The organism is Streptomyces zingiberis (genome assembly GCF_012034935.1).
Lineage (GTDB): Bacteria > Actinomycetota > Actinomycetes > Streptomycetales > Streptomycetaceae > Streptomyces > Streptomyces zingiberis.
In genome coordinates, this window is record NZ_JAATEN010000008.1 from 144,727 (window position 1) to 170,950 (window position 26,224).

The window sequence follows — 26,224 nt, forward strand, 5'->3', positions numbered from 1 at the left end:
AACCCGAGAACCCGAAGAACAGGGAACGGAACCGCGGAACCGCTGATGGCCACCAACGCGATCGACCAGACCCGCCGGATGCTCTCGCTGGTGACGTATCTGCGCGAGCGCCCCGGCGCCCGCGTCGCCGACGTCGCCCGGGCATTCGGCATCACCGAGGACGAGCTCATCGCCGACCTCACCGTGCTGCCGATGTGCGGCACCAGCTTCCGCGGCGGCGACCTGCTCGACATCGACACCGACGGTGAGCACATCTGGTGGCGCAATCCCGACGCCGCCGGCAGCAGCTCCGGCGCGCCGTTGCGGCTCGCCGCCGACGAGGCCACCGCGCTGCTGGTGGCCGCGCGCGCCGTGGCCACCCTCCCCGGTCTGCGGGAGAGCGACCGGCAGGCGCTGCTGCGGGCCACCGCCAAGCTGGAGGCCGCCGCCGGTGAGGCCGCGGGCGCCAGCTCCCGTCTCTCGGTGACCTTCGAGTCCGAGGGCGGTGTCTTCGCCGACGTGGACCGGGCCATTTCCGAGCGGCGCCGGCTCTGGCTGCGCTATTACTCGCCCGCCCGGGACGAGCTGACCGAGCGCGAGGTGGACCCCATCCGCCTCTTCGCCGTCGGCCACACCTACATGGAGGCCTGGTGCCGGACCTCCGAGGCCCGGCGTACCTTCCGGCTGGACCGCGTCGCCGAGATCCGGCTGCTGGACGAGGCGGCCGACCCGCCCCAGCTCGAGCTCCGTGACCTCTCCGAAGGGCTGGTGCAGCCCGCCGCCGGGGACCCGGAGGTGGTCGTGGAGACGGGGCCCGGCGGACGCTGGGTGGCCGAGTACTATCCGCACGACAGCGCCGAGGAACTCCCCGACGGCGGTTTGCGGATCACCCTCCGTACCCCCGATCCGGCCGGGCTGCGCCGCCTCGCCCTCCGGCTGGGCGGTGACGGCCGCATCGCCTCCCCGCCCGGCCTGGCCGAGAGCGCCCGGGAGAGCGCGTGCCGGGCGCTGGCCGCCTACGGGGAATGAGCGTGAGGAGCGGGCGGATGGACACGGTGACGAGGGCGGTGCTCTTCCGGGCCGCCTGCCCCGACTGCCGGGGCCGGTTCGAACTGGCCTCCGACGCCATACGGCTGGCCATCGGCGCCACGGACCGGACCACCTTCTACTCCTTCACCTGCCCCGACTGCGGAACCGCCGTGCGCAAGCCGGCGGGGGAGCGGATCGTGGCCCTGCTGACCGGCGGCGGCGTGCGCACCCTGCGGCTGTACTCGACCGTCTGACGGCCGCCCGCCCGGGCCCTCGCGCGAAGGGCGGAGCGACGGGGGCATTCCTGTTCCCGGTCTCCGGCGGCACCGCTCCTCCCTCCCTGTCCCTCCTCCCGCGCCGGAGGCCGGGCCGGGCCGCTCGGCTAGGCTCGCCGTATGTCCTGGACCTGGCCCATCGCCGCCGTCGCCCTCGCCTTCTGCGGTCTCGCCGTGCTCGGCGTCCTCGCCGCCCGCGTCCTGATCGAGACCCGCCGGCTGGCGCGGCAGGTGGCCGAGGCGTCGCGGCGGATCGACCGCGCCGCGGACGACCTGGAACGCGCCGCCGTCCCCCTCGCCTCCCGGGCCCAGGCGCACCGCCCGGGCTGAGGCCGGAGCCCCACTCCCGGTGCCCGGCCCGTCCCGGTACGCTGCTGGGGCGGCCCGGTACGGGACGGGGCCGCGCGAACGGGAGGGCACCGGGGGCTTGCCCGGTGTTCACACCTGCGGGTTACGATCGCTGGCGGGCCGCAGTCCGGACATCTGCCCGGATTCGCCCGGTGGCCCCACCCACGACGTCCCGGTGAGAAGGTAAAGGCTTATGTTCGGAAGGCTCGGTCCGGCCGAGATCATCCTCATTCTCGTTGTCGTCATCCTGCTGTTCGGGGCGAAGAAGCTGCCCGACATGGCCCGTTCCCTGGGCAAGTCGGCCCGCATCCTGAAGAGCGAGGCGCGGGCGATGAAGTCCGAGGGCAAGCAGTCCGAGAGCGCCCCGTCCGACCCGCCCGCCGACCAGTCCGACCAGTCCGACCAGCCGCACCGCACCATCAAGGCGGCGCCCGGCGACGTCACCGGAGCCCGCCCCGTGGGCGAGCCGGGTGACCGCACGACCCAGCGCTGACCGACCCGGACAGGCGGCCCGGGAGGGCCCGCCGCGCGAGAATGAGGACGTGGGTTGCTCAAGTCCGCCCGCCGTAAGAAGGAGAAGGACCCCGAAGGGCGGATGCCCCTCGCGGAGCATCTGCGCGAGCTGCGCAACCGGCTCGTCAAGGCCTTGCTGGGCATCCTGGCGGTCACGATCGTCGCGGCGTTCTTCTACAACGACATCATCGAGCTGTTCACCCGGCCCGTGCTCAACTCGGTCGGCTGCAGGCAGTCCTTCGCCGAACTCGCGCAGAAGGACGAGGGAACCACCTGTGCCCAGATCACCATCAACGGTCTGATCACGCCCTTCACCCTCGCCCTCAAGGTCTCCCTGATGGCCGGCCTGGTGCTGGCCTCGCCGGTCTGGCTCTACCAGCTCTGGGCGTTCCTGGCACCCGGGCTGCACCGGCAGGAGAAGAAGTACGCGCTGGCGTTCGTCGGCGCCGGCTTCCCGCTCTTCCTGGGCGGCGGCTGGTTCGCGTACCTCGTCCTGCCGACCACGGCCAAGGTCCTCATCGAGTTCACCCCGGGCGGCGTGGACAACCTGCTGCCGCTGGACGACCTGCTGGACCTCGTCACCCGCATGGTGATCGTCTTCGGGCTCTCCTTCGAACTGCCGCTGCTGCTGGTCATGCTCAACCTCGGCGGCGTCCTCTCGGGCCGCCGCATGCTCGGCTGGTGGCGCGGCATGGTCCTGGGCATCACGCTCTTCTCGGCCATCGCCACCCCCAGCACGGACCCGCTGACCATGCTCGCCCTGGCGATGCCGATCTGGGTGCTGTACTTCGCCGCGGTGGCGCTCTCCCTGCTCAACGACTCCCGCCGGCGGGCCCGCGAGGACGCGGAACTCTCGCCCGACGAGGCCTCCGAACTCGACCTGCCGTACGGCGAGATCGCCCCCTCGGAACCGGCCGGAGCCTCCGGGCGCCCCGCGCTGCCGCCGCAGCAGACACGCGAGGACCGCGGGGACCGCGGGGACCACGGAGAGAGGAACACCCGGGTCAACGGTTTCGACGACGCGACCTGACCCGGTACGCTCCTCCGACGATCTCGGGGGAGCCCTCTTGACCAGCGACATCACCCTTCTCGTCAACCCCGCCGCGGGCCGCGGCGGGGGAGCGCGCGCCGTCGGCCCCGCCGCCCGCGTCCTGCGGGACGCCGGCCACACCGTCCGGACCGTCCTCGGCGCCGACGCGGCCGGCGCCGGTGCCCGTGCCCGGGAGGCGGTGGCCGCCGGAACCGGCGCCCTGCTGGCCGTCGGCGGCGACGGCACGGTCTCCCTCGCGCTGGGCGCCGTCGCCGGGACCCCGGTGCCGCTCGGGGTCATCGCCGTCGGCTCCGGGAACGACTACGCCCGCACCCACGGCCTGCCGCTCCGCGACCCGGCCGCCGCCGCCCGGACCGCCGCCACGGCGCTGAAGGCGCACGGCGGGCGCCCCGCCGACCTCGGCCGTGCGGGGAGCCGCTGGTTCGGCACCGTCCTGGCCTCGGGCTTCGACTCCCGCGTCAACGACCGGGGCAACCGGCTGCCCTGGCCCCGCGGCCGGCTCCGCTACGACCTCGCGCTGCTGGCCGAGCTCGCCGCGCTGCGCCCGTTCCGGTACCGGATCCGGCGGGACGGAGAGCCCGCCGAGGAGATCGAGGCGACCCTGGTCGCCGTCGGCAACGGCCCGGCCTACGGGGGCGGGATGCGCATCTGCCCCGGCGCCCGGGACGACGACGGGCTGCTCGATCTCACCGTGGTCGGCCCCTGCTCGCGCGCCACGCTGCTGGGCGTCTTCCCCCGGGTCTACCGCGGCACCCACGTCTCCCACCCCGCCGTGCGCACCCTCCGCGCGCGGACGGTGACGCTGGACGCGCCCGGGGTGACGGCCTACGCCGACGGGGAGCCCCTGGGCCCGCTGCCGCTGGACGTCACGTCGGTGCCCGGCGCGGTGCGGCTGCTGGTCCCCTGAGGGCGCGGGAGGCGGCCGCCTTTCGGGGATGGGCGGCCGCCGGGTGGCCGCCGGGTGGCGGCCGGGCGGTGGAAGGCCCGCGGGAACGCGGTGTTGTCCGGGGCGGCCGGTAGTCTCGTAGATACGATGACCGACGACATGTCCCCAGCCGAGCGTTACGCCGCCGCCCGTGCCCGGGCGGCCGAGCAGGCCACCGCGCTCGCCTCCTTCCGTGAGATGTACGACTTCGGCCTGGACCCGTTCCAGATCGACGCCTGCCGGGCCCTGGAGGCCGGCAAGGGCGTCCTGGTCGCCGCGCCGACGGGCTCCGGCAAGACCATCGTCGGCGAGTTCGCCGTCCACCTGGCCCTCGCCCAGGGCCGCAAATGCTTCTACACCACCCCCATCAAGGCGCTCTCCAACCAGAAGTACAACGACCTGGTGAAGCGCTACGGCCCGGCCTCGGTCGGCTTGCTGACCGGCGACAACAGCGTCAACAGCGAGGCCCCGGTGATCGTCATGACCACCGAGGTGCTGCGCAACATGCTGTACGCGGGCTCGCAGTCCCTGACCGGTCTCGGCCATGTCGTCATGGACGAGGTGCACTACCTCTCGGACCGCTTCCGCGGCGCCGTCTGGGAGGAGGTCATCATCCACCTCCCCGAGTCGGTGACGCTGGTCTCCCTCTCGGCCACGGTCTCCAACGCCGAGGAGTTCGGGGACTGGCTGGACACCGTCCGCGGCGACACCGAGGTGATCGTCTCCGAGCACCGTCCCGTCCCGCTGTGGCAGCACGTCCTGGCCGGGCGCCGCATGTACGACCTGTTCGAGGAGAAGAGCGGAAAGGGCGGCGGGCGCCGTGAGGTCAACCCCGACCTGGTCCGTCTCGCCCGGACGGAGAACAGCCGCCCCACCGGCCCCCGCGACCGGCGCCGCGGCCGCAACCTCCGGGAGGCCGACCGCGAGCGGGAACGGCGGCAGCGCAGCCGCGTCTGGACGCCCAGCCGGGTCGAGGTCATCGACCGGCTGGACGCCGAGGGCCTGCTGCCCGCCATCACCTTCATCTTCAGCCGGGCCGGCTGCGAGGCGGCCGTCCAGCAGTGCCTGGCCGCCGGGCTGCGGCTCAACGACGAGGCGGCCCGCCGCCGCGTCCGCGAGGTCGTCGAACGGCGCACGGCCACCATTCCCGACGAGGACCTGCACGTCCTCGGCTACTTCGAGTTCCTGGAAGGGCTGGAGCGGGGCATCGCCGCCCACCACGCGGGGATGCTGCCCACCTTCAAGGAGATCGTCGAGGAACTGTTCGTCCAGGGGCTGGTGAAGGCCGTCTTCGCCACCGAGACCCTCGCGCTGGGCATCAACATGCCCGCCCGCTCGGTGGTCCTGGAGAAGCTGGTCAAGTGGAACGGCCAGCAGCACGCCGACATCACCCCCGGTGAGTACACCCAGCTCACGGGGCGGGCCGGGCGGCGGGGCATCGACGTCGAGGGCCACGCCGTGGTGCTGTGGCAGCGGGCCATGAACCCCGAGGCGCTGGCCGGGCTCGCCGGCACCCGCACCTATCCGCTCCGGTCCTCCTTCAAGCCCTCCTACAACATGGCGGTCAACCTCGTCTCCCAGTTCGGGCGGCACCGCTCCCGGGAGCTGCTGGAGACCTCCTTCGCCCAGTTCCAGGCCGACCGCTCGGTCGTCGGCATCTCCCGGCAGGTGCAGAAGAACGAGGAGGGGCTGGAGGGTTACCTCTCCGCCATGACCTGCCACCTCGGCGACTTCGAGGAGTACGCCCGGCTCCGCCGCGAGCTGAAGGACCGGGAGGCCGAACTCGCCCGGGAGGGCGTCGCCCAGCGCCGCGCGGCCGCCGCCGCCGCGCTGGAGAAGCTCCGCCCTGGTGACGTCATCCACGTCCCCGCCGGCAAGTACGCCGGGCTGGCGCTGGTGCTGGACCCGGGGGTGCCGGCCGGCCGGTCCGGCGGCCACCGCGGATTCGACCACCAGGACGGCCCGCGCCCGCTGGTGCTCACCGCCGAGCGCCAGGTCAAGCGGCTCGCCGCGGTGGACTTCCCGGTCCCCGTCGAGGCGCTCGACCGGATGCGCATCCCGCGTACCTTCAACGCCCGCTCCCCGCACTCCCGCCGGGACCTCGCCTCCGCGCTGCGCAGCCGGGCCGGGCACCTCACCCCGCAGCGCCACCGCAAGGGCCGCGCCCCGGCCGCCGACGACACCGAGATCGCCCGGCTGCGCGCCGCGCTCCGGGCCCACCCCTGCCACGGCTGTGACGACCGGGAGGACCACGCGCGCTGGGCCGAGCGCTACCACCGGCTGCGCCGGGACAACCACCAGCTCGAACGGCGGATCCAGGGCCGGACGAACACCATCGCGCGCACCTTCGACCGGGTCTGCGCCCTCCTGACCGGTCTGGGGTATCTCCAGGGTGACGAGGTCACCGGTGACGGACGCCGGCTGGCCCGGCTCTACGGCGAACTGGACCTGCTGGCCTCGGAGTGCCTGCGCGCCGGGGTCTGGGACGAACTCGGCCCCGCCGACCTGGCCGCGTGCGCCTCGGCCCTGGTCTACGAGGCCCGGACCGCGGAGGACGCCCTGCCGCCGCAGCTGCCCGGCGGCGCCGCCCAGGGCGCGCTGAAGGAGATGGTGCGCATCTGGGGGCGGCTGGACGCGCTGGAGGAGGAGCACCGCATCAGCCAGACCGAGGGGGTCGGCCAGCGCGAGCCGGACCTCGGGTTCGCCCGGTCGGCCCACCGCTGGGCCTCCGGGCACGGCCTGGACGAGGTGCTGCGTGAGGCGGAGATGCCCGCGGGGGACTTCGTGCGCTGGTGCAAGCAGGTTATCGACGTCCTCGGGCAGATCGCCGAGGCGGCCCCGGAGGGCACCGGGATCCGCCGCACCGCGCGCCGCGCCGTGGACGGGATGCTCCGCGGGGTCGTCGCCTACTCCTCGGTGGGCTGAGGGAGCGGGCCGGCCCGCCGCCGTTCCGTCCTCGGCCGCCGGCCGCCCGCCCCGCGGGGCGGGCGTGCCTCCTCGCCCAGGGCCGGCCCGGCGGTCGCGCCGGGTGCGGCGGCGGGGCCGTCGCCGCACCGGCGGCGGGCCGGCTCAGGGCTCCAGGGCGGCCAGTACCCTTCGCAGCGACCCGCCGAGACCCCAGCGAGCGTCGAGCCGGTCCAGCGCGGCCGGGTCGCGCGGGGCGCGGGGGAGGGCCGGGTCGAACTCCGGGAGCGGGACGCCGGTGGCCACCCGGACCACCTCGGGCGCCACGGCGAGGTACTCCCGGGCCGCGTCCAGCCGCTTGCGCTGCGCCGGGGTGAGCCCGGAGCGCGGGTCGTCCACGGCGGCGAGGATCTCCGCCAGGCCGCCGTAGGCGCCGATCAGCTTGGCGGCCGTCTTCTCGCCGATCCCCGGGACACCGGGCAGTCCGTCACTCGGGTCGCCCCGCAGCAGGGCCAGGTCGGCGTAACCGGCGCCGTCCACCCCGTACTTCTCCCGGAGCGCCGGCTCGTCCACCACCCGCAGGGTGGCCACGCCCTGGACCGGGTAGAGCACCCGCACCCCGCGGGCGTCGTCGACGAGCTGGTAGAGATCGCGGTCGCCGGTGACCACGTCCACCGGGCCGGTGGCGCGGGTGGTGAGGGTGCCGATGACGTCGTCCGCCTCGTAGCCCGGGGCGCCGACCCGGGCGATGCCGAGGGCGTCCAGCACCTCCTCGATCACCGGGACCTGGGGGGAGAGGGCGTCCGGCACCTCCTCGGTGTCCGGGCCGCCGGGCACCTCCTCCGCGACGCGGTGCGCCTTGTACCCGGGGATCAGCGCCACCCGCCAGGCGGGCCGCCAGTCGGCGTCCATGCAGGCCACCAGAGTGTCCGGGTGGTGGTCCCGGACCAGGCGGGCGACGAAGTCCAGCAGGCCGCGCACGGCGTTGACGGGGCTGCCGTCGGGGGCCCGCACCGAGTCCGGTACGCCGTAGTAGGCACGGAAGTAGAGCGAGGCGGTGTCGAGAAGCATGAGGCGTCGGGTCACGCGCACGATGATGCCGTACCCCGCCGACAGCGGGTCCGTCCGTATGGCGGGTGCGGCGCGGACCGGCACGGGACGGCGTCCGCGGCGGGGGCCCGGGCGGCGGAGGCCCGGAAATCGGTTGGGGTGGCCCGCCCCGGCGGGCCAGAATGCCCGTCGGGGCGAGGCCGGTGCGGTCCCGCCCGGCCCGGCCGTCACGGGGGTGCGGCCGGCGCCGGGGCCCACCGGCGGGTGCCCGCCCCGGGCGGAACGGCGCGCCGCGCGTGGCCGTCTCGTCCCGGGCCCGCACGCCGGGCCCGCCCGGCGGGCCCGGCGGGGGATGAGGGAGGGGGCGGACGGGCCGTCAGGTGGCGGCCCGGACCAGTGCCTCCATCACCCGGGTGTCGTCCCCCGCCTCCGGGTGCCACTGCACCCCGAGCACCAGCGCGGGCGCGCCGGGCCGTTCGACCGCTTCCACGGTGCCGTCCTCGGCGTGGGCGCAGGCCACCAGGGAGCGGCCCAGCCGGTCCACCGCCTGGTGGTGGTAGCTCGGCACGTCGACCGCCTCGGGCAGCGCCTCCCCCAGCGCGGTGCCCGGCACCGGCTTCACGACGTGCGACCCGTACACCCCGGGCGGCCCGCCGTGCGCGCAGCCCGGGCCCACGGCCTCTGGCAGATGCTGGACGAGGGTGCCGCCCAGCACCACGTTGAGCAGCTGCATCCCCCGGCAGATGCCGAGCACCGGAATCCCGCGCTCCAGCGCCGCGAGGAGCAGCGCGCCCTCCCAGACGTCCCGTTCGCGGGCGGGCGGGCCGGTCATCGGGTGGCGCTCCGCGCCGTACCGCACGGGCTCCACGTCCGGGCCGCCCGCGACGACCAGGGCGTCGAGCCGGGCGACGGCCTCGTCAGCGGCCCCGGGATCGTCCGGGGGCAGCAGCGCGGCCAGCCCGCCGGCCCGCTGGACGTGCCGGTGGTAGCCGGACGGGAGGAGGGCGGCGCTCTGCTCCCAGACACCCCAGCGCGCCACGTCCTCGAGATAGGTGCTGACACCGACGAGCGGGCGGGGGTGGGGCACGGTGGCTCCTTTCATCGGGGTTCATCAGGGTTCATCGGATGTCATCGGATCGCGCCGGGCTTCGCCGCGGGCCCGGGGCTCTGGACCGCCGGGGCTCGCGGGCTCCCCCGGGTGGGGCTGCGGGTGCGCCGGGGGTCCCCCGGGCCCCGGCGGCAACCGGCTCTCCGGTTCCTCGGCGCCGGGGTTCCCCCTCACCTCGGCCTCCCCCGTCCCGCGGGGCGCCCCGGGCCCCCGTGGTCTCCTCCGGGCCCTGATCCCTCACGCTACGTCACGCGTCCGCGGGCCGCCGCCCGGGGCGGGCGCGACCGGCGCCGGCCCCGGACGGCGGCCCGGGGATCTCCCGTGGCGTCAGTCCTTCCGCAGCTCGGCCTCGGCGGCCGCCAGCGCGGCGAACTCCTCCTCCGGGGCGGTGGCCACGAGCCGGTGCCGGCTGTAGAAGGCGAAGTACGCCACCGCCACGGCGTACACCCCCAGGGCCACCACCGCGGCGCCCGGGTCCACCAGGAAGGTGGCCACCAGCGCGGCGGCGGCGAGCACCAGCGCCACCGTCGAGGTGGCCGCGCCGCCGGGGGTGCGGTAGGGCCGCTCCAGGCCGGGCTCCCGGCGGCGCAGCACGATGTGCGACAGCGCCATCAGCGCGTAGGAGATGGTCGCGCCGAGGACGGCGACGTTGAGCATGCGCGCGCCGTCGCCCGTCGCCGCGGCCAGCGAGAAGCCGATCGCGCCCGGCACCAGCAGCCCCAGGTAGGGCACCTTGCGGCGGTTGGTGAGGGAGAGCGGGCGGGGCAGGTAACCGGCGCGTGAGAGCGCGAAGAGCTGCCGGGAGCCGGCGTAGACGAGGGAGAAGAAGGAGGCCACCAGCCCGGCCAGCCCGGCGTAGTTGACGAAGCGGCTGAGCGGGGTGGGGTCGCCGTCCCCCTGGAGCGCGACGACCAGGGGGTTGCCGGTGTCCTGGATGGCCGCGGCGCCGCGTGCCCCGGTCGCCGCGAGGAAGGTGAGGAGCGCGAGCAGCAGCAGGACGCCCATGGCGAGGGCCATCGCCCGTGGCAGGGTGCGGGCCGGGTTCCGGGTCTCCTCGGCGGCCAGCGGCACCCCCTCCACACCGAGGAAGAACCACATGCCGAAGGGGAGCGCGGCCCAGATGCCGAGCAGCCCGAACGGCAGCCAGGAACTGGCGCCGAAGGCGTCCGGGTCGACGGGGATGTCCGTCAGCCCCGCGGAGTCGAACTCCGTGAACGCGCCCACGGCGAAGATCAGCAGGGCGGCGACGGCGACACCGGTCACCACGAAGCTGAAGCGCAGCGCCTCACCCACGCCGCACAGATGGATGCCCACGAAGATCGCGAAGCATGCCAGCTGGAGCGGCCACCCGGCCTCCAGGCCGAACAGCCCGAGGGACTCGACGTAGTCGCCGATGAAGACGGAGATGGCGGCGGGGGCCAGGACGTACTCGATGAGGATGGCGGTGCCGGTGAGGAAGCCGCCCCAGGTGCCGAGGGCGCGGCGGGCGAAACCGTAGCCGCCGCCCGCCGTGGGCAGGATCGAGGCGAGTTCGGCCAGGGCGAAGACGAGGCAGGTGTACATCAGGCCCATGAGGACGGCGGCGACGGCGAGCCCGCCGAAACCGCCCTCGGCGAGGCCGAAGTTCCAGCCGGAGAAGTCGCCGGAGACGACGTAGGCCACGCCGAGGCCGGTCAGCAGCAGCCAGCCGGCGCTGCCGCGGCGCAGGGCCCGCCGTTCCAGATATCCCTCACCGCCGGGGCCGCCATCGCCATGGGGCCCGCCGGGGGCGGGGCCGGTCCGCGGGGCGGGGTCGGGTGACGCGGGTCGCGAGTCGATGCCGTCGGCCATGAGCCGCTCCTGCCTGAGGGAGCCAATGGTTGAGCGCCATACCATTGCGCTCGCGGCGGGGCCGGCGCAAGGGGCACGCACCTCCCGGCAGGATCTTGGGGGCACGGACCGGGCGCCCGGGGGCTCCAGGGCGGACGGAGTCTCCTTTCCCCGCCGGAGGCGCTCCATGCCGCTCCGCCGGCGCCGTCCCCTCCCGGCCGGGCAGGCGGCCCGTCCCGGCCGCCCGTCCCGGCGGGCCCCTCCCAACGGTGCCGGGCCGCGGCCCCTCAGCCGGACCGGGTGAGGAAGCCCCGCAGCAGGGACGCCGTGGCGGCGCAGTGCTCCCGTGCCACGGCGCGCGCCGCCTCCGTGTCACCCGCCAGCACCGCCTCGGTCAGCGCCGCGTGCTGGTGCTGGGAGTGCTCCAGATTCCGCACCAGCAGCGGGATGCCGTCCAGCAGGCCGTTGAGGGTGGCCCGCACCCGGGCGTAATCGGCCGCCAGCGAGGGGGAGCCGCAGAGTTCGGCGAGGGTGAGATGGAAGAGGGTGTCCCGCCGCCGGTACTCCGTCAGCGGGGCGTCGTGCGTGGCGGCCAGCGCGGCGCGGAGCCGCTCCGCCGCCGGGCCGGCCGGGCGGTCCCCGGCGCAGAGCGCGGCCGCGCCGGTCTCCAGCACCTCCCGCAGGCGCAGGGTGTCCGTCAGCTCCGCCGGTGTGACCGGGGGGTACGCCGCGGCGGTGCCGGGGGCGGGCCGGGGCAGGACGAACGTGCCGCCGTAGCGGCCGCGCCTGCTCTCCACCAGCCCCTGGTCGGCCAGCACCTTCAGCGCCTCGCGGAGCGTCACCCGGCTGACGCCGAGCCGGCCGGCCAGTTCCCGCTCCGGCGGCAGCCGGCCGCCCTCGGGCACCAGGCCGAGCCGCAGCATCTGGAGGATCCGCTCCAGCGCCTCCTCGAAGCCGTTGCCCGCCCGCACCGGACGGAGCGGATGCGCCGGCCCGTCCGCCGGGGCGTCCGACGGCCGGCCCTCCGCCGGCGTCCCGCCGCCGTTCATGGTCACCTCTTCCCAGGCAATGGTCCTGAGGGTTACCTTATGGCTTCCGGCGCCGGGGCGGTACGAGGGCGCCGGGGCCCTGGTGTGACCGTCAGGCCGCGGGGTAGCCGCCGCTCGACGCGGGGTGACCCCCGCGAACCGACCATCGCACCGGACGAGCAGCCGGACGAGCCCAGGAGGACCGCCGTGGCAGGACGCACGCCCCCGCTCAGCGTCGACACACTGCGGAAGCTGGTGGCCGACGGCGAGATCGACACCGTCGTGCTGGCTTTCACCGACATGCAGGGCCGGCTCCAGGGCAAGCGGTTCGCCGCCCCCTTCTTCCTCGACGAGGTGCTGGAGGACGGCGCCGAGGGCTGTGACTACCTGCTGGCCGTCGATGTCGAGCTGGAGACCGTCGACGGGTACGCGATGTCCTCCTGGGAGGGGGGCTACGGCGATCTGCGGATGATCCCGGACGTCAGCACCCTGCGCCGCACCCCCTGGAACCCGGGCACGGTGCTGCTCACGGCGGACCTCGCCTGGCACGACGGCTCGCCGATCGTCGCCTCGCCGCGCCAGATCCTCCGCCGCCAGCTCGACCGGCTCGCCGAGCGCGGCTGGACCGCGCAGGCCGGTACCGAGCTGGAGTTCATGCTCTTCAAGAACTCCTACGAGGAGGCGTGGAACGGCGCCTACCGGAATCTGACCCCGGCGAACCAGTACAACGTCGACTACTCCATCCTCGGCACCAGCCGCGTCGAGCCCCTGCTGCGCCGGATACGCAACGAGATGGCGGCGGCCGGGCTCACCGTCGAGTCCGCCAAGGGCGAGTGCAACCTCGGCCAGCACGAGATCGCGTTCCGCTACGACGACGCCCTCACCACCTGCGACCAGCACTCCGTCTACAAGACGGGCGCCAAGGAGATCGCCGCCCAGGAGGGGTACTCCCTCACGTTCATGGCGAAGTTCGACGAGCGCGAGGGTAACTCCTGCCACATCCACCTCTCGCTGCTCGACAGCGAGGGCCGGCCGATACTCGCCGACGAGTCCGGTCCCTACGGGATGTCGCGCACGATGCGGCACTTCCTCGCCGGCCAGATGGCCGCCCTGAAGGACTTCACCCTGCTCTACGCACCCAACATCAACTCCTACAAGCGCTACAGCCCCGGCTCCTTCGCCCCGACCGCCGTCGCCTGGGGCCCGGACAACCGCACCTGCGCCGTGCGGGTCGTCGGGCACGGCGCGGGCCACCGGCTGGAGAACCGGCTGCCCGGCGGGGACGTCAACCCCTACCTGGCGGTGGCCGCCATGATCGCGGCCGGGCTGCACGGCATCGACGAGGAGCTGGAGCCCGGCGAGCCCTGCACCGGGAACGCCTACACCTCGGACGCCGAGCACGTCCCCACCACCCTCCGGGAGGCCGCCGAGCGCTGGGAGTCCAGCGAGCTGGCGCGCGCCGCGTTCGGCGACGAGGTGGTGGACCACTACCGGAACATGGCGCGGATCGAACAGCAGGCGTACGACGCGACGGTCACGGACTGGGAGCGGTACCGCTCCTTCGAACGGATGTGATCCGGCCCCGTCCGTCCGCCGAGCCCGCCCGCCCGGCGGATGCGGCGCGGCGGGCGGGGGACGGAGCCGGGCCGTGAGGCCCACGGGCCGCACGCGCCTCCGGGGCGGAGCGGCCCGCGGCACCTGCGACACGAAGAACACCAACCGCACCAACCGCACCAACCGCACCACCACGCCGGCACCCGGCACGGGCACACGGCACCACGGCACGACAGGGGCGCGGGCCCCCGAACGCGCCCCAGGGAGGGCACCGATGCACCAGCTGCGTGTGGTCAACCCGGCCACCGAGGAGACCGTCGCGACCGTCGCGGAGACCACCCCCGAGGAGGTCGGGCGCGCCGTGGCGCGGGCCCGCGAGGCCCAGCGCGGCTGGGCCGCCCTCGCCCCCGCCGACCGCGCCCGGCTCCTGCGCCGCTTCGCCTCCGCCGTCGACGGAAGGCTGGAGGAACTGGCGCTGCTGGAGGTCCGCGAGGCCGGGCACCCGATCGGCAACGCCCGCTGGGAGGCCGGTAACGTCCGCGACCTCCTCGACTACGCCGCCGGCGGGGTGGAGCGGCTGACGGGGCAGCAGATCCCGGTGGCCGGCGGGGTGAACCTCACCTTCGCGGAGCCGCTGGGGGTGGTCGCCGTCATCGCCCCGTGGAACTTCCCCCTGCCGATCGCCGCCTGGGGCACGGCCCCGGCCCTGGCCGCGGGCAACGCCGTCCTCCTCAAACCCGCCGAGACGACCCCGCTGACCGCTCTGCTCCTGGCCGAGATCGCCCTGGAGGCCGGGCTGCCCGAAGGGCTCCTCCAGACGCTGCCCGGTACCGGCGCGGTCACCGGCGAGGCGCTGGTGGACCACCCGGGTGTGGCCAAGGTGGTCTTCACCGGCTCCACCGCCGTCGGCAAGCGCATCATGGCCCGGTGCGCCGAGGGCGTGAAACGCGTGACGCTGGAACTCGGCGGCAAGAGCCCCAACCTCGTCTTCGCCGACGCCGACCTCGAGAGGGCCGCGGCGAGCGCCCCCGCCTCCTTCCTCGACAACACCGGCCAGGACTGCTGCGCCCGCAGCCGCATCCTGGTGGAGTCCTCGGTGTACGAGCGCTTCATGGAACTGCTGGAGCCGGCCGTGCACGCCTTCACCGCGGGGGACCCGGCCGACCCGGAGACCCGGATGGGCCCGCTGATCTCGGCCGCCCAGCGGGAGCGCGTACGGTCCTACGTCGCCGAGGACGCGCCGGCCGCCATCCGCGCCACGGCGCCCGCGGGGAAGGGCTTCTGGTACCCCGCCACGGTCCTGGAGGCCGCCGGCGCGGGCGCCGCCGCCGTGGACGAGGTCTTCGGGCCCGTCGCCACCGTGCAGCCCTTCGGGGACGAGGCCGAGGCCGTGGAGCTGGCCAACGCCACCCGCTACGGGCTCTCCGGGTCGGTCTGGACCCGGGACGCCGGACGCGCCCTGCGGGTCTCCCGCGCCGTCGCGGCCGGGAACCTCTCGGTCAACTCGCACGCCAGCGTGCGCTACGCGACCCCCTTCGGCGGTTACAAGGAGTCCGGGCTCGGCCGGGAGCTGGGCCCGGGGGCGCTCGCGGCCTTCACCGAGACCAAGAACGTGTTCATCGCCACCGACGCCGGCTGACCGCCCCCGGGCCGGGCCACCCCACCGGGACGCTGAGCCGCCGCGCCGCGCCGATCCGCGCGCGTCCCGTCCCCGCACCGGCCCGCCACCGGGTGCCCGCACGCCGGTGCGCCCCGCCACCGCAGACCCCCGGCCGGGGACCGTCCCGGCCGTCGCCACCACCCCGGAGCAGCGAGGAGAACCGCCGTGACCCAGTTGACGGACCAGCCCCAGTGCCGCCGCCTCCCCGGCCGGACCGCCGTCGTCACCGGAGCGGGCAGCGGCATCGGGCTCGCCACCGCCCGCCGGCTCGCGGCCGAGGGCGCCCGCGTGGTCTGCGCGGATGTCGACGAGAAGGCCGGCCGGGCCGCCGCCGAGGAGACCGGCGGCCTCTTCGTCCCCGTGGACGTCACCGACGAGGGCCAGGTCGAGGCGTTGTTCCGCACCGCCCACGAGACCTACGGCTCGGTGGACGTGGCCTTCAACAACGCCGGGATCTCGCCCCCCGAGGACGACTCCGTCCTCACCACGGACCTGGACACCTGGCGGCGGGTCCAGGAGACCAACCTCACCTCCGTCTTCCTCTGCTGCAAGCACGCCATCCCGTACATGCGCCGGCAGCGGCGCGGCTCCGTCATCAACACCGCCTCCTTCGTGGCCCGGGTCGGCGCGGCCACCTCCCAGATCAGCTACACGGCCTCCAAGGGCGGGGTGCTCGCCCTCTCGCGGGAACTGGGCGTGCAGTTCGCCCGGGAGGGGATCCGCGTCAACGCCCTGTGCCCGGGACCGGTCAACACCCCGCTGCTGAAGGAGCTGTTCGCCAAGGACCCGGAGCGGGCCGCGCGGCGCCTGGTGCACGTGCCCGGCGGCCGTTTCGCCGAGCCGGAGGAGATCGCCGCCGCGGTGGCCTTCCTCGCCAGTGACGACTCCTCATTCGTGAACGCGGCGGAGTTCCTGGTGGACGGCGGCATCGCCGGCGCCTACGTCACCCCCCTCTGACCCCGGGTCCGGGACACCGGTCCGCCGGGGGGACCGGTGTACGAACGGTGACCGTCACCGTAGGCTGAGCGGGTGAGCATGACGACACCCCCCGGCTGGTATCCCGACCCCGGACAGCCGGGTGACGGACCGGCGTCGGAACGCTGGTGGGACGGGTCCGGATGGACCGACCACACCCGCGAGGCCGAGGCCGGCGGCACCTTCCCGCCCTCCGGTGGCTTCGGACCGCCGCCCGGCCCGCCCGCGTACGGCTTCCGGGCCGAGCAGGCCCGGCCCGGCGGCTCCCGCTCCACCCGGATCGCCGTCCTGGTCGCCGCAGCCGTGGTGCTGGTCGCGGCCATCGCCGGCGGCATCGTGCTGCTCGGCAGCGGGGACGGCGGGGGCACGGCGGCGCCCGCGCCGACGCGCCCCGTCCCGCCGTCCCTGCCCGGTGAGGGCGGCTCCGGCGGGCAGGACGGCGGCCCGTACGGCGAGCCGCCCGGCGAGCCCCCGGGCACCGGCGGCCGCGCGCTGGACGCCCTGAACGGCATCTCCCTCCCGGTGCCCGAGGGCTGGGAGGGCCGCAGCGGCAGCGAGGGCGCGGGCCTCACCACCGGGCCCTACCCCTGCCCCGGTGACGAGGAGCTCAACTGCGTGCGCGGCGGGGTGAGTTCGCTGGCGGCCGAGGGGTACGAGGCCGAAACGGCCAAGGGGGTCGCCGAGGAGGACATCCCGCTCAACGCCGAGGCGTCCTACGGCAAGAGCCCCCGCACCGGGGACGACGCCTATGGGGGGATCGCCTCCCACGAGGAGGTCAGGTCCGAGCCCGTGACGGTCGCGGGGGCGGAGGGCTACCTGGTCCGCTGGAAGCTGGAGACGGAGCAGGGTGACGGCGGCTACGTGCAGTCGGTGGCCTTCCCCTCGCCACAGGACCCGGATCGGTTCGCCCTCATCCGCTTCGGTTTCGACGCCGGGGACAAGGCGCCGGATCCGGCCGAGATGGACGCCATCGTGGCGGGCGTCGAAGCGGTGGCCGGCGCCGGCGGCTCCGGGGGGCGCGAGGTCTGAGGTGTCACCGGGCGGCCGGGCCGCCATCCGGCACCCGGTCCCGCCGGGCGCCGGGTCCGGCCCACGGCGGTCGCCCCGTCACAGGAAAGTCCGGCCCTCGCCCCGGTAGGTCGGCACCTCCGCCACCACCCGGTCCTCCTCCACCAGCAGCAACCGGTCGAAGCGCTCGCACAGTTCACCTGCCTTGGCGTGCCGGAACCACACCCGGTCCCCGATCCGCAGCCGGTCCGCGGCCGGCCCGAGCAGCGGGGTCTGCACCTCGCCCGCGGCCTCCAGCGGGTCGTACCGCAGCCCCGCCGGGAGGTAGGGCTGGGGCAGCCGGTCCAGGCCGGCCGGGCCGGAGGCCGGGTACCCGCCGCCGAGCACCGTCACCACCCCGGGCCCCGGCCGGCGCACCACCGGCAGCGCGAACAGCGCCGCCGGACGGCCCCGGAAGGAGGTGAAGTCGTCGAAGAGGCGCGGGGTGAACAACCCCGAGCCCGCGGCGATCTCCGTCACCGCCTCCTCGGCCGCGGTGTGCTGCACGCTGCCCGTCCCGCCGCCGTTGACGAACTCCAGGCCGGGCACGACCTCCCGCACGGCGCGGACCGCCGCCGCGCGCCGGGCCGTCAGCTCCCGCCGCGCCACGGCCTGCATCAGCCGCACCGCGCGCGACCGCAGCGGCCGGCCGGCCACCGCGTCACCGACCCCCGCCACATGCCCCTCGTAGGCCATCAGCCCCACCAGGCGGAAGCCGGGGCGGGCGGCCACCGCCCCGGCCAGCGCGGCCAGCTCCTCGGGGGCGTGCACCGGGGAGCGGCGCGGGCCGAACCGCACCCGCCCGCCGAGCAGCCGCAGTGTGGTGTCCAGCTCCAGGCAGACGCGGACCTCCGCGCCGCCGCCCGCCGCGCGGGCCGCGTCGATCAGGTCGAGCTGCCCGGGGTCGTCGACCAGCACCGTGACCGCCGCCGCCAGATCCGGGTCGGCGGTCAGCTCGGCGAAGCCCGCGCGGTCCGCCGACGGATAGGCCAGCAGCACGTCCGTCACCCCGGAGCGGGCCAGCCACAGCGACTCGGCGAGAGTGAACGACATCACCCCGGCGAACCCCTCCCGGGACAGCGCCCGTTCCAGCAGCGCCCGGCACCGCACCGACTTCGACGCCAGGCGTACCGGCTTGCCACCCGCCCGCCGCACCAGATCGGCGGCGTTCGCGTCGAAGGCGGCGAGGTCGACGACGGCCAGCGGGGGGTCGAACCGCGCGGTGGCGCGGTCGTAGCGGTCACGGTCCGGGGACGCGGCATCCATGGGGATCACCCTGCCAGAACCCCCTACCGGCGGGTAGGGGATGCTCGGGGCAAACCGGCCAAGCCGCCGGATCGGTTGCCGCGGGGGCGGCCGGTCATCGTAAAGTGACGCCACGCCCACGGTCATCCGGCCGTCAGGCGTCTGTACCGGCATCAACGGACCTGCCCCGCACGGCGATCGGCGGACCGGACGAACACCGACCAAGACCGACCAAGGGGGGCGGATGAGCGCCGAGGCCCCGCGCGCGTCCGCCCCGCACCCGGGGGATCGCGTGCCCGACGACGAGCCGTCCTGGTTCGGCGGACACCCGGCACCCGTCCCGGAGGCCGCCCCCGGCCGCCGGACACCGCCACGGCCCGCGGTGCCGCCGCAGCCGTCCGGCCCGCCGCCGTACCCACCGCCGTTCCCGCCCTCCGCTCCGTCCGCGTATCCGCCGGACCGGCCGGCGGCGCGGACCGCGCCGGGCCCGCCGCCCGTGCCACCCGCGCCCGCCGGGTGGTCCGCCCCGGCGGAGACACCCCCGCGCCCCCAGCGGCCACCGGAGCCACCGGAGGCGGGATGGCCCGGTGCCGCCGGTCCGTACACCGCTCCTGCCCCGGAGGTGCCCGCCCCCCGGCGGGCGGAGCCGGGCCGCGGCGAGGGGACGGGCACGCCGCCGGCGTTCCCCGAGCCCTCCGCCTTCCCGCCGCCCGGACCGGAGGCGTTCGCGGTCCCGGAGTGGACCGGGCGACCGGAACCGGCGCCCGGCGCCACCGGTCCTGAGACCGGCCGCCCCCGCTTCACCTGGGAGGACTGGGAGAAGTGGGACCGATGGGAGCGCGGTCGCACCCCCGCGCCCCGCGCCACCGGGCCGGACCTGCGGACCCGCCTGCGGCGGCTGGCCCCCCGGGCCGTGGCCGAGCGCCTGGGGCGGATACGCCCGCCGGTGCGCACCGCCGCCGTCGCGGTCTGCCTGGTCCTCGGGCTGGGCCTGCTGGGCGGCGCCGCCGCGGGCACCTGGCTGACCGGCGGCTCCGGGGAACGGAGCGCCGACGAGAGCCGCTTCGACGCCGCCCGCGCCCTGTGGCACAGCGTCCCCGTCGACCGGATCTTCCCCCGCACCCTCGAGGGCGAGGGCGCGGGCCCGGGCTCCACCGACCGCACCTGGGTCCGGGTCGCCGTCGCCCGCGACGGTGACTGCGCCGAGGCGTTCGATCCGCTGCTGGCCGACGTCCTCTCCCCGGTCGGCTGTGAACGCCTGCTGCGCGCCACCTACGTGGACGTCACCGGGACCACCCTGACCACCGTCGGCGTGGTCGTCACCCGGGCCGGCCCGGCCGTCAGCGAGGAGCTGCGGGACCGCTTCGAGGAGGAGGGCCTGGGCGGCCGCCGCGATCTGATCCCGCGCCCGTACGCCCCCGAGTCCTCCCCGGCCGCCGGGTTCGGCGACCGCCAGCGCGGATCCTGGACCGTCCGGGTGCTGACCGATCTCCCGGCCGTCGTCTACGCGGTCTCCGGGTTCACCGACGGCCGTGTGGTGAGCGACCGCCTCGCCGCCGAGGAGGCCGTGGCCGAGGGCGCGACCGAGACCCCGGCCCAGGCGGGCCTCGGCCACGACGCGCGCGGCGTCGCCGACCGCGTGACCCGCGGCTACCGCAAGGCCGCCGAGACACAGCAGGAGAGCCTCCGATGACGCCGCACCAGCCCGCACCGCGGGAGACCGCACCGGTACCCGCCTCGGCGGCCCGCGGCGCCGCGTCCCGTCCGGTACCGCGCGGCTCCGGCACCGCCTCTCGCGCCGGTGACCCGGGCCGCCCGGCCCGCTCACGCCCCCGGCGGGTCCGGCGGTTCGCGGGCGCGCTGCGCCGCTGCGCCGCCGTCCTCGCCCTGACCGCCGTGGTCTCCACCGGGCTGGCCGGCGCGTCCCCCGCGCACGCCGACGCGATACGGGACCGGCAGTGGGGTCTGGAGGCGCTCCGTGCCGAGGAGGCGTGGCGGACCACCCGCGGCGAGGGCGTCACGGTCGCCGTGCTGGACACCGGCGTCGACGACTCCCATCCGGACCTCTCCGGGCAGGTCCTCGAGGGCAGGGACTTCATCGGTTTCGGCGCCGCGCGCGGTGACCGTTCCTGGGCCCGTCACGGCACCGCCATGGCCGGGATCATCGCGGGCAAGGGGCACGGCCCGGACGGGACCGAGGGCGTGCTGGGCATCGCCCCGGGCGCCCGGATCCTGCCCGTCCGGGTGATCCTGGAGGACAGCGACCCGGCCCGTAAGCGGGCCCGCGGCAACCGTGGCGGCGCGCTCGCCGAGGGCATCCGCTGGGCCGCCGACCAGGGCGCCGACGTCATCAACCTCTCCCTGGGCGACGACAGCGAGTCCGCCCACCCCGAGCCGGGCGAGGACTCCGCCGTGCAGTACGCGCTCGCCAAGGGCGCCGTCGTGGTGGCCTCCGCCGGAAACGGCGGCGAGGACGGCGACCGGGTCTCCTACCCGGCGGCCTACCCGGGGGTGATCGCCGTCACCGCGGTGGACCGGGACGGCAGCCGCGCCCCCTTCTCCACCCGCCGCTGGTACGCCACCGTGTGCGCCCCCGGCGTGGACATCGTCATCGCCGACCCCGACCGGCGCTACTACGAGGGCTGGGGCACCAGCGCCGCCGCCGCCTTCGTCTCCGGCTCCGCCGCGCTGGTCCGCTCCGCCCACCCGGAGCTGAGCCCCGCCCAGGTCAAGCGGTTGCTGGAGGACACGGCCCGGGACACCCCGCCGGGCGGCCGCAGTGACGCCCTGGGCGCCGGGCTGGTCGACCCGGCGGGGGCCGTCGAGGCGGGGGCGGCCGTCAGCCCGCGCCCGCAGCGGCCCGTCCCCGCCGGGTACGGACAGCGGTACTTCGGCGCGGGCCCGGACACGAGCACGGAGGAGGACGGCGCCGGTCTCCCCGCGCTGTCCGCCGCGGTCGCGGGCGCGACGCTGCTCACCACCGCCGGCGTGCTGTGGCGCTCCGGCCGCCGTACCCGCCGCGCGGACCTTCCCTTCCCGCTCCGCTGATCCCGCCCGGCGGAGCACCGGACTCCGCTCCCTGGCCCGCGCCACCGGTGGCCCACAGCCCGGGCCGGATCGCGCGGCCGCGTCCGGCCGCGGCCGGTCCTGCCGGTCCCGGGCGGCCTGCCGACCGCGGCGGCCGCGGTCCCACCGGGCGGATCACCCCGGGAACCGGCCGGCCGCGAGGGGAAGCCCGGCCCTGACCTTGGCCCCCGCCTCGCCCCAGCCCCAGCTCCGGCCTGACCTCGGCGCTGGCCCCGCGACCGGCCCCCGCGACCGATCCCCGGCCCCGGCCCCGGCCTGGCCCCGGACCCAGCCCTGGTCCCGGCCTGGCCCCGGGAGCGGCTCCGGCCCCGGCCCTGGCCCGTCCTTCCGTCCGCGTGGCCCATGGGGCCGGCGGGCCACCCCGCGGACCCGTCCGCCCCGGCCGATACCCTCGGTCGCGTGCCTCCGACGACCCTCCCCGAGTCCCTCTTCCCCGACGACGACGGTTCCGCCGACCCCCGGCTGGCCGCGGCGCTCGCGGCCTACGCCGGCGACCGCGGAGCCGGGGACGGGGTGCTCGCCGCGCTGCCCGGTACCCGCCTGCTGGTCCCGGTGGTCGCCGTGCTCGGTGAGACGGAGACCGGGGCGGACGGCCTGCGCCGGGAGAAGTCCAGCGACATGGCCGTCCCCACCCTCCAGGGGCCCGGCGGCCGCCGCGCGCTGCCCGCCTTCACCTCCACCGAGACCCTCGCCCGCTGGGACCCGGCGGCCCGGCCGGTCGCGGTGCCGCTCCGCCAGGCGCTGCACGCCGCCGCCCAGGAGCGGGCCGACACCGTGGTGCTGGACCTGGCCGGCCCGGTGCCCTTCGAACTGACCGGCCCGGCGCTGCTGGCGCTGGCCGAGGGCCGCGACGTCACGGACCCGCGGGCCGACCCGGCCGTCCGCGAGGCGGTGCGGTCGCTGCTGGCGGGCGAGGCGGGGGTCGCCACCGCCGGATTCCTCCCGCCCTCCGGGGCGGCGGAGACGGACGGCACCCTGGCCCTGGTCCTCGCCCGGGGCGCGGACCCGGGCGGGACCGCGCGGCGGGTGGCGGGCGCCCTGGCGGCCGACGAGGTGCTGCGCGCCCGGCTGGTGAAGGGCCTCGACCTGGCGCTGCTGCCGGCGGGCACCCCTCTTCCGGGGGAGCCCCTCGTCACCCGGGAGGCGTAGTGTCCGGGTTCGCCCCACAATGCAGGGAGTCATCACGATCCCCGCGAGGAGGGCGTCATGGATACGCGTACCGCGGTGTCCGAGTTTCTCGGCACGCTGCTGCTGGTGTTCTTCGGGGTCGGCTCGGTGGTCATCGGCGCCGAGTACATCGGCACCGTCGGCATCGCCCTGGCGTTCGGGTTCACCCTTCTGGCCCTGGCCTACACGCTGGGCCCGGTGTCCGGGTGTCACATCAACCCGGCCGTCACCCTGGGCATGCTGATCGCCGGGCGCATCCCCCGGCGCACGGCGATCGAGTTCTGGGTGGCCCAGGTGCTCGGCGCCTTCTTCGGCGCACTGCTGCTGTTCATCCTGGCCAAGCAGGTACCGGGGCTGGGGACGAGCGGCGCCTTCGGCACCAACGGCTACGGCACCCGCTCACCCGTCGGCGTCTCGATCTTCGGAGCGCTGCTCACCGAGTGCGTCCTGACCTTCCTGCTGGTCTACGTGATCCTCGCGGTCACCCGTAAGGGGCCGGCCAAGGGCTTCGACGGGCTGGCGATGGGTGTGACGCTGAGCGTGCTCATGCTGGTCGGTGTCCCGCTCACCGGGGGATCCGTCAACCCCGCGCGGTCCATCGGGCCGGCGATCTTCGCCGGGACCAGCGCGCTGAGCCAGCTCTGGCTGTTCATCGTGGCACCGCTGGTGGGCGGTGCCCTCGCGGCGGTCGTGCACGGCCTGACCCATCCCCGGGGCGGGCCGCGCGAGGCCGGGGCGGGCGGAGAGGAGGCGCCGGGGGACGCCTCGGCCGGGGCCCGGAGCCGGGAGCGGTGAGCGCGACGGCCCCGGGGCGCCCGTCCTCCGGGCACCGACGCAGGACGGCCCGGTCCTGCGGGGGGCGGTCCTGCCGAGGGGCCGGCGCAAGCCGCCGGCCGGCCCGCCGGGGCGGGTGGCGAGGCGCCGGTCGGGCCGGCCGGCCGGGCGGGCGCGGCACCCCGTGGTCGTGCCGTCAGCCGAAGACCGGCCCGGTGAACTTCTCGCCCGGCCCCTGGCCCGGCTCGTCCGGCACGGCCGACGCCTCGCGGAAGGCGAGTTGCAGCGACTTCAGCCCGTCCCGCAGGGGTGAGGCGTGGTACGAGCCGACCTCGGTGGCGCTCGCCGTGACCAGCCCCGCCAGCGCCGTGATCAGCTTCCGTGCCTCGTCCAGGTCCTTGTGCTCGGGGCCCTCCTCGGCCAGGCCCAGGTTGACCGCGGCGGCGCTCATCAGGTGCACCGCGACCGTGGTGATCACCTCGACCGCGGGCACCTCCGCGATGTCCCGCGTCATGCTGTCGAAGTCCGGTCCCGGCTCGGGCTCCCCGGGGCCGGGGGAGGGGGGCTGCTGCGGGATGCCGTCGCTCATCGCTGGGTTCACTTCCGTGGGCGCGTGGGAGGGTCGGGAGGGGTCGGCCTCAGCCTATGCTCCCGGGCGGACGGTGCGACCGGCGGCCCGGACGCTGGTATGCTGGCTGTACGACCGGTCGGACGCCGGCATCACCGCAACCACACGGCACCGTTCACGCGGAACCGTTGGGGTGGGTGAGGGTGGCGGCCGGCCCGCAAGTGGAGGCTCCGTTTCTCCCACCTGCCCGGCCTCGCGGCCGGCGGGTCACCGGTCAGGCAGTGCCCCGCCCGTCACACGGGCCGAGGTGCGGCCGTTGCGCCCCGCGGTGAGCCGTGGCGGTGCTCCCGGTTTCCGCGGAGCTCCGCCTGTGTCCCGCACGGGGCGTTTTTCGCGTCGCGCGGTGGTCGCCCGAACCAGAACGTAACGCGGCTGCCCGCCAGGCGGTCGCGTGGGTGCAACCGAGGAGGCCCCATCAGCGCCGAGCCCCGCATCAACGACCGGATCCGAGTCCCCGAGGTACGACTCGTCGGTCCCAGTGGTGAGCAGGTCGGCATCGTGCCGCTTGCCAAGGCACTGGAGCTTGCACAGGAGTACGACCTCGACCTCGTCGAGGTGGCGGCCACCGCCCGCCCCCCCGTGTGCAAGCTCATGGACTACGGGAAGTTCAAGTACGAGTCGGCCATGAAGGCCCGTGAGGCGCGCAAGAACCAGGCGCACACGGTCATCAAGGAGATGAAGCTCCGGCCGAAGATCGACCCGCACGACTACGACACCAAGAAGGGTCACGTCGTCCGGTTCCTCAAGCAGGGCGACAAGGTCAAGATCACGATCATGTTCCGCGGGCGTGAGCAGTCCCGCCCCGAGCTGGGTTACCGCCTGCTCCAGCGGCTCGCGGAGGACGTCCAGGACCTGGGCTTCGTGGAGTCCAACCCCAAGCAGGACGGCCGCAACATGATCATGGTCCTCGGTCCGCACAAGAAGAAGACCGAGGCGATGGCCGAAGCCCGCGAGCTGAAGGCCGCCCGCAAGGCGGAGAGCCAGGGGACCGCCGCCGAGGCGCCCTCCGAGGAGCCCGCCGAGGCGTCGTGACACCGGGCGCCCCGCCGCCACGAGACCATCGGGTCCGAGCGGGAGGCCCGTCGCCGGGGCACCGCCCCGGCACCGACCGAACCAACTGACGCTCCCGCCCGCCGGTCCCCGGACCGGGGGAGCGCCGCTTACGAGGAGAGAACGGCGACATGCCGAAGAACAAGACGCACAGTGGTGCCAGCAAGCGCTTCAAGCTCACCGGCTCCGGCAAGGTGATGCGCCAGCGCGCCGGTCGCCGTCACCTTCTCGAGCACAAGCCGTCCACGCTGACGCGCCGTCTCGCCGGCAAGACCGAGATGGCCCCGGCCGACGCCAAGAAGATCAAGAAGCTTCTCGGCAAGTGACGCAGGCCGCCCCGGGTGCCCCCGCAGAGGGCATGGGCCGGGGCGGTGCGTCGCCGACCGGGACCCCGTCGATCCGGGCCGTGTGTGATGTCCCCGCACGGCCCCGTACAAGGAGTTAAATCAAGTGGCACGCGTCAAGCGGGCAGTCAACGCCCACAAGAAGCGCCGGGCGATCCTCGAGCAGGCCAGCGGTTACCGGGGCCAGCGGTCCCGCCTCTACCGCAAGGCCAAGGAGCAGGTCACCCACTCCCTGGTCTACAACTACAACGACCGGAAGAAGCGCAAGGGCGACTTCCGTCAGCTGTGGATCCAGCGGATCAACGCCGCGGCCCGCGCCAACGGCATCACCTACAACCGCTTCATCCAGGGTCTGAAGGCCGCCAACGTCGAGGTGGACCGCAAGATCCTGGCCGAGCTCGCGGTGAACGACGCGAACGCCTTCGCCGCGCTCGTCGAGGTCGCCCAGAAGGCGCTCCCGAGCGACGTCAACGCCCCGAAGGCCGCCTGACCGCCGGTCGGCAGCCCACGGACCACCAGCGGACCCGCAGGCCCCCGGCCTGTGGGTCCGCTGTCGTTGCGGCCCCCGCCCCGCCGTCGGCCCCGTCTCCGCCGCCCGCCTCCCCCGCGCGGCGTCCCGCGGCCGCGCTCCGCCCCGCCACCCGTCCCGATCCCCCGCGGCGCCGCCGCGGCAG

The 26,224-nt window shown here is 75.6% G+C and carries 24 protein-coding genes; 18 read left to right on the forward strand and 6 right to left on the reverse strand.

The genetic code is table 11. From position 1 onward, the window contains the following. The first annotated feature begins 45 nt into the window (after nucleotides 1–45). The 7 genes from HCK00_RS12970 to HCK00_RS13000 all read left to right on the forward strand — a co-directional run bounded on the left by HCK00_RS12970 (nucleotide 46) and on the right by HCK00_RS13000 (nucleotide 7,045). Nucleotides 46–1,008, forward strand: a complete 963-nt coding sequence (locus HCK00_RS12970) for a helix-turn-helix transcriptional regulator (RefSeq protein WP_168102016.1) — start codon at nucleotides 46–48, stop codon at nucleotides 1,006–1,008. Next, complete coding sequence (locus HCK00_RS12975; RefSeq protein ID WP_168102017.1) at nucleotides 1,005–1,262, forward strand: hypothetical protein; 258 nt, start codon at nucleotides 1,005–1,007, stop codon at nucleotides 1,260–1,262. The genes HCK00_RS12970 and HCK00_RS12975 overlap by 4 nt, the downstream gene beginning before the upstream one ends. A gap of 141 nt (nucleotides 1,263–1,403) precedes the next feature. Then, nucleotides 1,404–1,613, forward strand: coding sequence for a hypothetical protein (locus tag HCK00_RS12980; protein ID WP_168102018.1), 210 nt, complete (start codon nucleotides 1,404–1,406; stop codon nucleotides 1,611–1,613). A 211-nt stretch (nucleotides 1,614–1,824) separates the two neighbouring features. Then, nucleotides 1,825–2,124, forward strand: a complete 300-nt coding sequence (gene tatA, locus HCK00_RS12985) for a Sec-independent protein translocase subunit TatA (RefSeq protein WP_168102019.1) — start codon at nucleotides 1,825–1,827, stop codon at nucleotides 2,122–2,124. A 54-nt stretch (nucleotides 2,125–2,178) separates the two neighbouring features. Continuing rightward, on the forward strand, nucleotides 2,179–3,174 hold the full coding sequence (gene tatC, locus HCK00_RS12990; protein ID WP_168102020.1) for a twin-arginine translocase subunit TatC: 996 nt from the start codon (nucleotides 2,179–2,181) through the stop codon (nucleotides 3,172–3,174). Nucleotides 3,175–3,211: 37 nt separating this feature from the next. After that, complete coding sequence (locus HCK00_RS12995) at nucleotides 3,212–4,102, forward strand: diacylglycerol kinase (protein ID WP_168102021.1); 891 nt, start codon at nucleotides 3,212–3,214, stop codon at nucleotides 4,100–4,102. A 126-nt stretch (nucleotides 4,103–4,228) separates the two neighbouring features. Beyond that, on the forward strand, nucleotides 4,229–7,045 hold the full coding sequence (locus HCK00_RS13000; protein WP_168102022.1) for a DEAD/DEAH box helicase: 2,817 nt from the start codon (nucleotides 4,229–4,231) through the stop codon (nucleotides 7,043–7,045). Nucleotides 7,046–7,189: 144 nt separating this feature from the next. Here the strand turns inward: HCK00_RS13000 and HCK00_RS13005 are convergent, their stop codons facing one another. The 4 genes from HCK00_RS13005 to HCK00_RS13020 form a co-directional block, all read right to left on the reverse strand. Continuing rightward, nucleotides 7,190–8,095, reverse strand: coding sequence for a 5'-3' exonuclease (locus HCK00_RS13005; RefSeq protein WP_168102161.1), 906 nt, complete (start codon nucleotides 8,093–8,095; stop codon nucleotides 7,190–7,192). 355 nt (nucleotides 8,096–8,450) lie between these two features. Next, nucleotides 8,451–9,161 (reverse strand): gamma-glutamyl-gamma-aminobutyrate hydrolase family protein, encoded by a 711-nt coding sequence (locus HCK00_RS13010; RefSeq protein WP_375781955.1) that lies wholly within the window; start codon nucleotides 9,159–9,161, stop codon nucleotides 8,451–8,453. A gap of 348 nt (nucleotides 9,162–9,509) precedes the next feature. Next, nucleotides 9,510–11,012, reverse strand: a complete 1,503-nt coding sequence (gene eat / locus HCK00_RS13015; RefSeq protein WP_168102024.1) for an ethanolamine permease — start codon at nucleotides 11,010–11,012, stop codon at nucleotides 9,510–9,512. 266 nt (nucleotides 11,013–11,278) lie between these two features. Then, nucleotides 11,279–12,040: a FadR/GntR family transcriptional regulator gene (locus HCK00_RS13020; RefSeq protein WP_168102026.1), complete on the reverse strand. Its 762-nt coding sequence runs from the start codon at nucleotides 12,038–12,040 to the stop codon at nucleotides 11,279–11,281. Nucleotides 12,041–12,226: 186 nt separating this feature from the next. On the opposite strand from HCK00_RS13020, the gene HCK00_RS13025 reads away from it, so the two are divergent. The 4 genes from HCK00_RS13025 (at nucleotide 12,227) to HCK00_RS13040 (ending at nucleotide 17,237) form a co-directional block, all read left to right on the forward strand. Then, entirely contained in the window at nucleotides 12,227–13,594 is a 1,368-nt protein-coding gene (locus HCK00_RS13025) for a glutamine synthetase family protein (protein ID WP_168102028.1), read from the forward strand. A gap of 253 nt (nucleotides 13,595–13,847) precedes the next feature. Then, nucleotides 13,848–15,212, forward strand: a complete 1,365-nt coding sequence (locus tag HCK00_RS13030) for an aldehyde dehydrogenase family protein (RefSeq protein WP_168102029.1) — start codon at nucleotides 13,848–13,850, stop codon at nucleotides 15,210–15,212. Between the two features lie 195 nt (nucleotides 15,213–15,407). Further along, nucleotides 15,408–16,190, forward strand: a complete 783-nt coding sequence (locus tag HCK00_RS13035) for a 3-oxoacyl-ACP reductase (RefSeq protein ID WP_168102162.1) — start codon at nucleotides 15,408–15,410, stop codon at nucleotides 16,188–16,190. A gap of 78 nt (nucleotides 16,191–16,268) precedes the next feature. Then, nucleotides 16,269–17,237: a DUF2510 domain-containing protein gene (locus HCK00_RS13040; protein ID WP_168102163.1), complete on the forward strand. Its 969-nt coding sequence runs from the start codon at nucleotides 16,269–16,271 to the stop codon at nucleotides 17,235–17,237. A 78-nt stretch (nucleotides 17,238–17,315) separates the two neighbouring features. Here the strand turns inward: HCK00_RS13040 and HCK00_RS13045 are convergent, their stop codons facing one another. Further along, complete coding sequence (locus HCK00_RS13045) at nucleotides 17,316–18,521, reverse strand: amino acid deaminase/aldolase (RefSeq protein WP_168102031.1); 1,206 nt, start codon at nucleotides 18,519–18,521, stop codon at nucleotides 17,316–17,318. Between the two features lie 601 nt (nucleotides 18,522–19,122). Between HCK00_RS13045 and HCK00_RS28185 the strand changes: the two genes are divergently transcribed. From HCK00_RS28185 to HCK00_RS13065, 4 genes are all read left to right on the forward strand, one after another. Continuing rightward, nucleotides 19,123–20,193 (forward strand): hypothetical protein, encoded by a 1,071-nt coding sequence (locus tag HCK00_RS28185; RefSeq protein WP_277348230.1) that lies wholly within the window; start codon nucleotides 19,123–19,125, stop codon nucleotides 20,191–20,193. Next, nucleotides 20,190–21,548 carry a type VII secretion-associated serine protease mycosin gene (gene mycP / locus HCK00_RS13055; protein ID WP_168102033.1) on the forward strand — a complete coding sequence of 453 codons (1,359 nt, stop codon included), beginning with the start codon at nucleotides 20,190–20,192 and terminating at the stop codon, nucleotides 21,546–21,548. The genes HCK00_RS28185 and mycP overlap by 4 nt, the downstream gene beginning before the upstream one ends. A gap of 438 nt (nucleotides 21,549–21,986) precedes the next feature. Further along, nucleotides 21,987–22,736 carry an SseB family protein gene (locus HCK00_RS13060; RefSeq protein ID WP_311765297.1) on the forward strand — a complete coding sequence of 250 codons (750 nt, stop codon included), beginning with the start codon at nucleotides 21,987–21,989 and terminating at the stop codon, nucleotides 22,734–22,736. Between the two features lie 57 nt (nucleotides 22,737–22,793). Further along, nucleotides 22,794–23,549: an MIP family channel protein gene (locus HCK00_RS13065; protein ID WP_168102037.1), complete on the forward strand. Its 756-nt coding sequence runs from the start codon at nucleotides 22,794–22,796 to the stop codon at nucleotides 23,547–23,549. Nucleotides 23,550–23,724: 175 nt separating this feature from the next. Here the strand turns inward: HCK00_RS13065 and HCK00_RS13070 are convergent, their stop codons facing one another. Beyond that, entirely contained in the window at nucleotides 23,725–24,117 is a 393-nt protein-coding gene (locus tag HCK00_RS13070; protein ID WP_168102038.1) for a DUF1844 domain-containing protein, read from the reverse strand. Nucleotides 24,118–24,570: 453 nt separating this feature from the next. Between HCK00_RS13070 and infC the strand changes: the two genes are divergently transcribed. The 3 genes from infC to rplT all read left to right on the forward strand — a co-directional run bounded on the left by infC (nucleotide 24,571) and on the right by rplT (nucleotide 26,040). Continuing rightward, the gene (gene infC, locus HCK00_RS13075; RefSeq protein WP_311765305.1) at nucleotides 24,571–25,188 is read left to right on the forward strand and encodes a translation initiation factor IF-3; all 618 of its coding nucleotides are present in this window, start codon (nucleotides 24,571–24,573) and stop codon (nucleotides 25,186–25,188) included. A 149-nt stretch (nucleotides 25,189–25,337) separates the two neighbouring features. Further along, on the forward strand, nucleotides 25,338–25,532 hold the full coding sequence (gene rpmI, locus HCK00_RS13080; RefSeq protein WP_014175142.1) for a 50S ribosomal protein L35: 195 nt from the start codon (nucleotides 25,338–25,340) through the stop codon (nucleotides 25,530–25,532). Between the two features lie 124 nt (nucleotides 25,533–25,656). Next, the gene (rplT, locus tag HCK00_RS13085) at nucleotides 25,657–26,040 is read left to right on the forward strand and encodes a 50S ribosomal protein L20 (protein WP_006141703.1); all 384 of its coding nucleotides are present in this window, start codon (nucleotides 25,657–25,659) and stop codon (nucleotides 26,038–26,040) included. The last annotated feature ends 184 nt before the right edge of the window (nucleotides 26,041–26,224 follow it).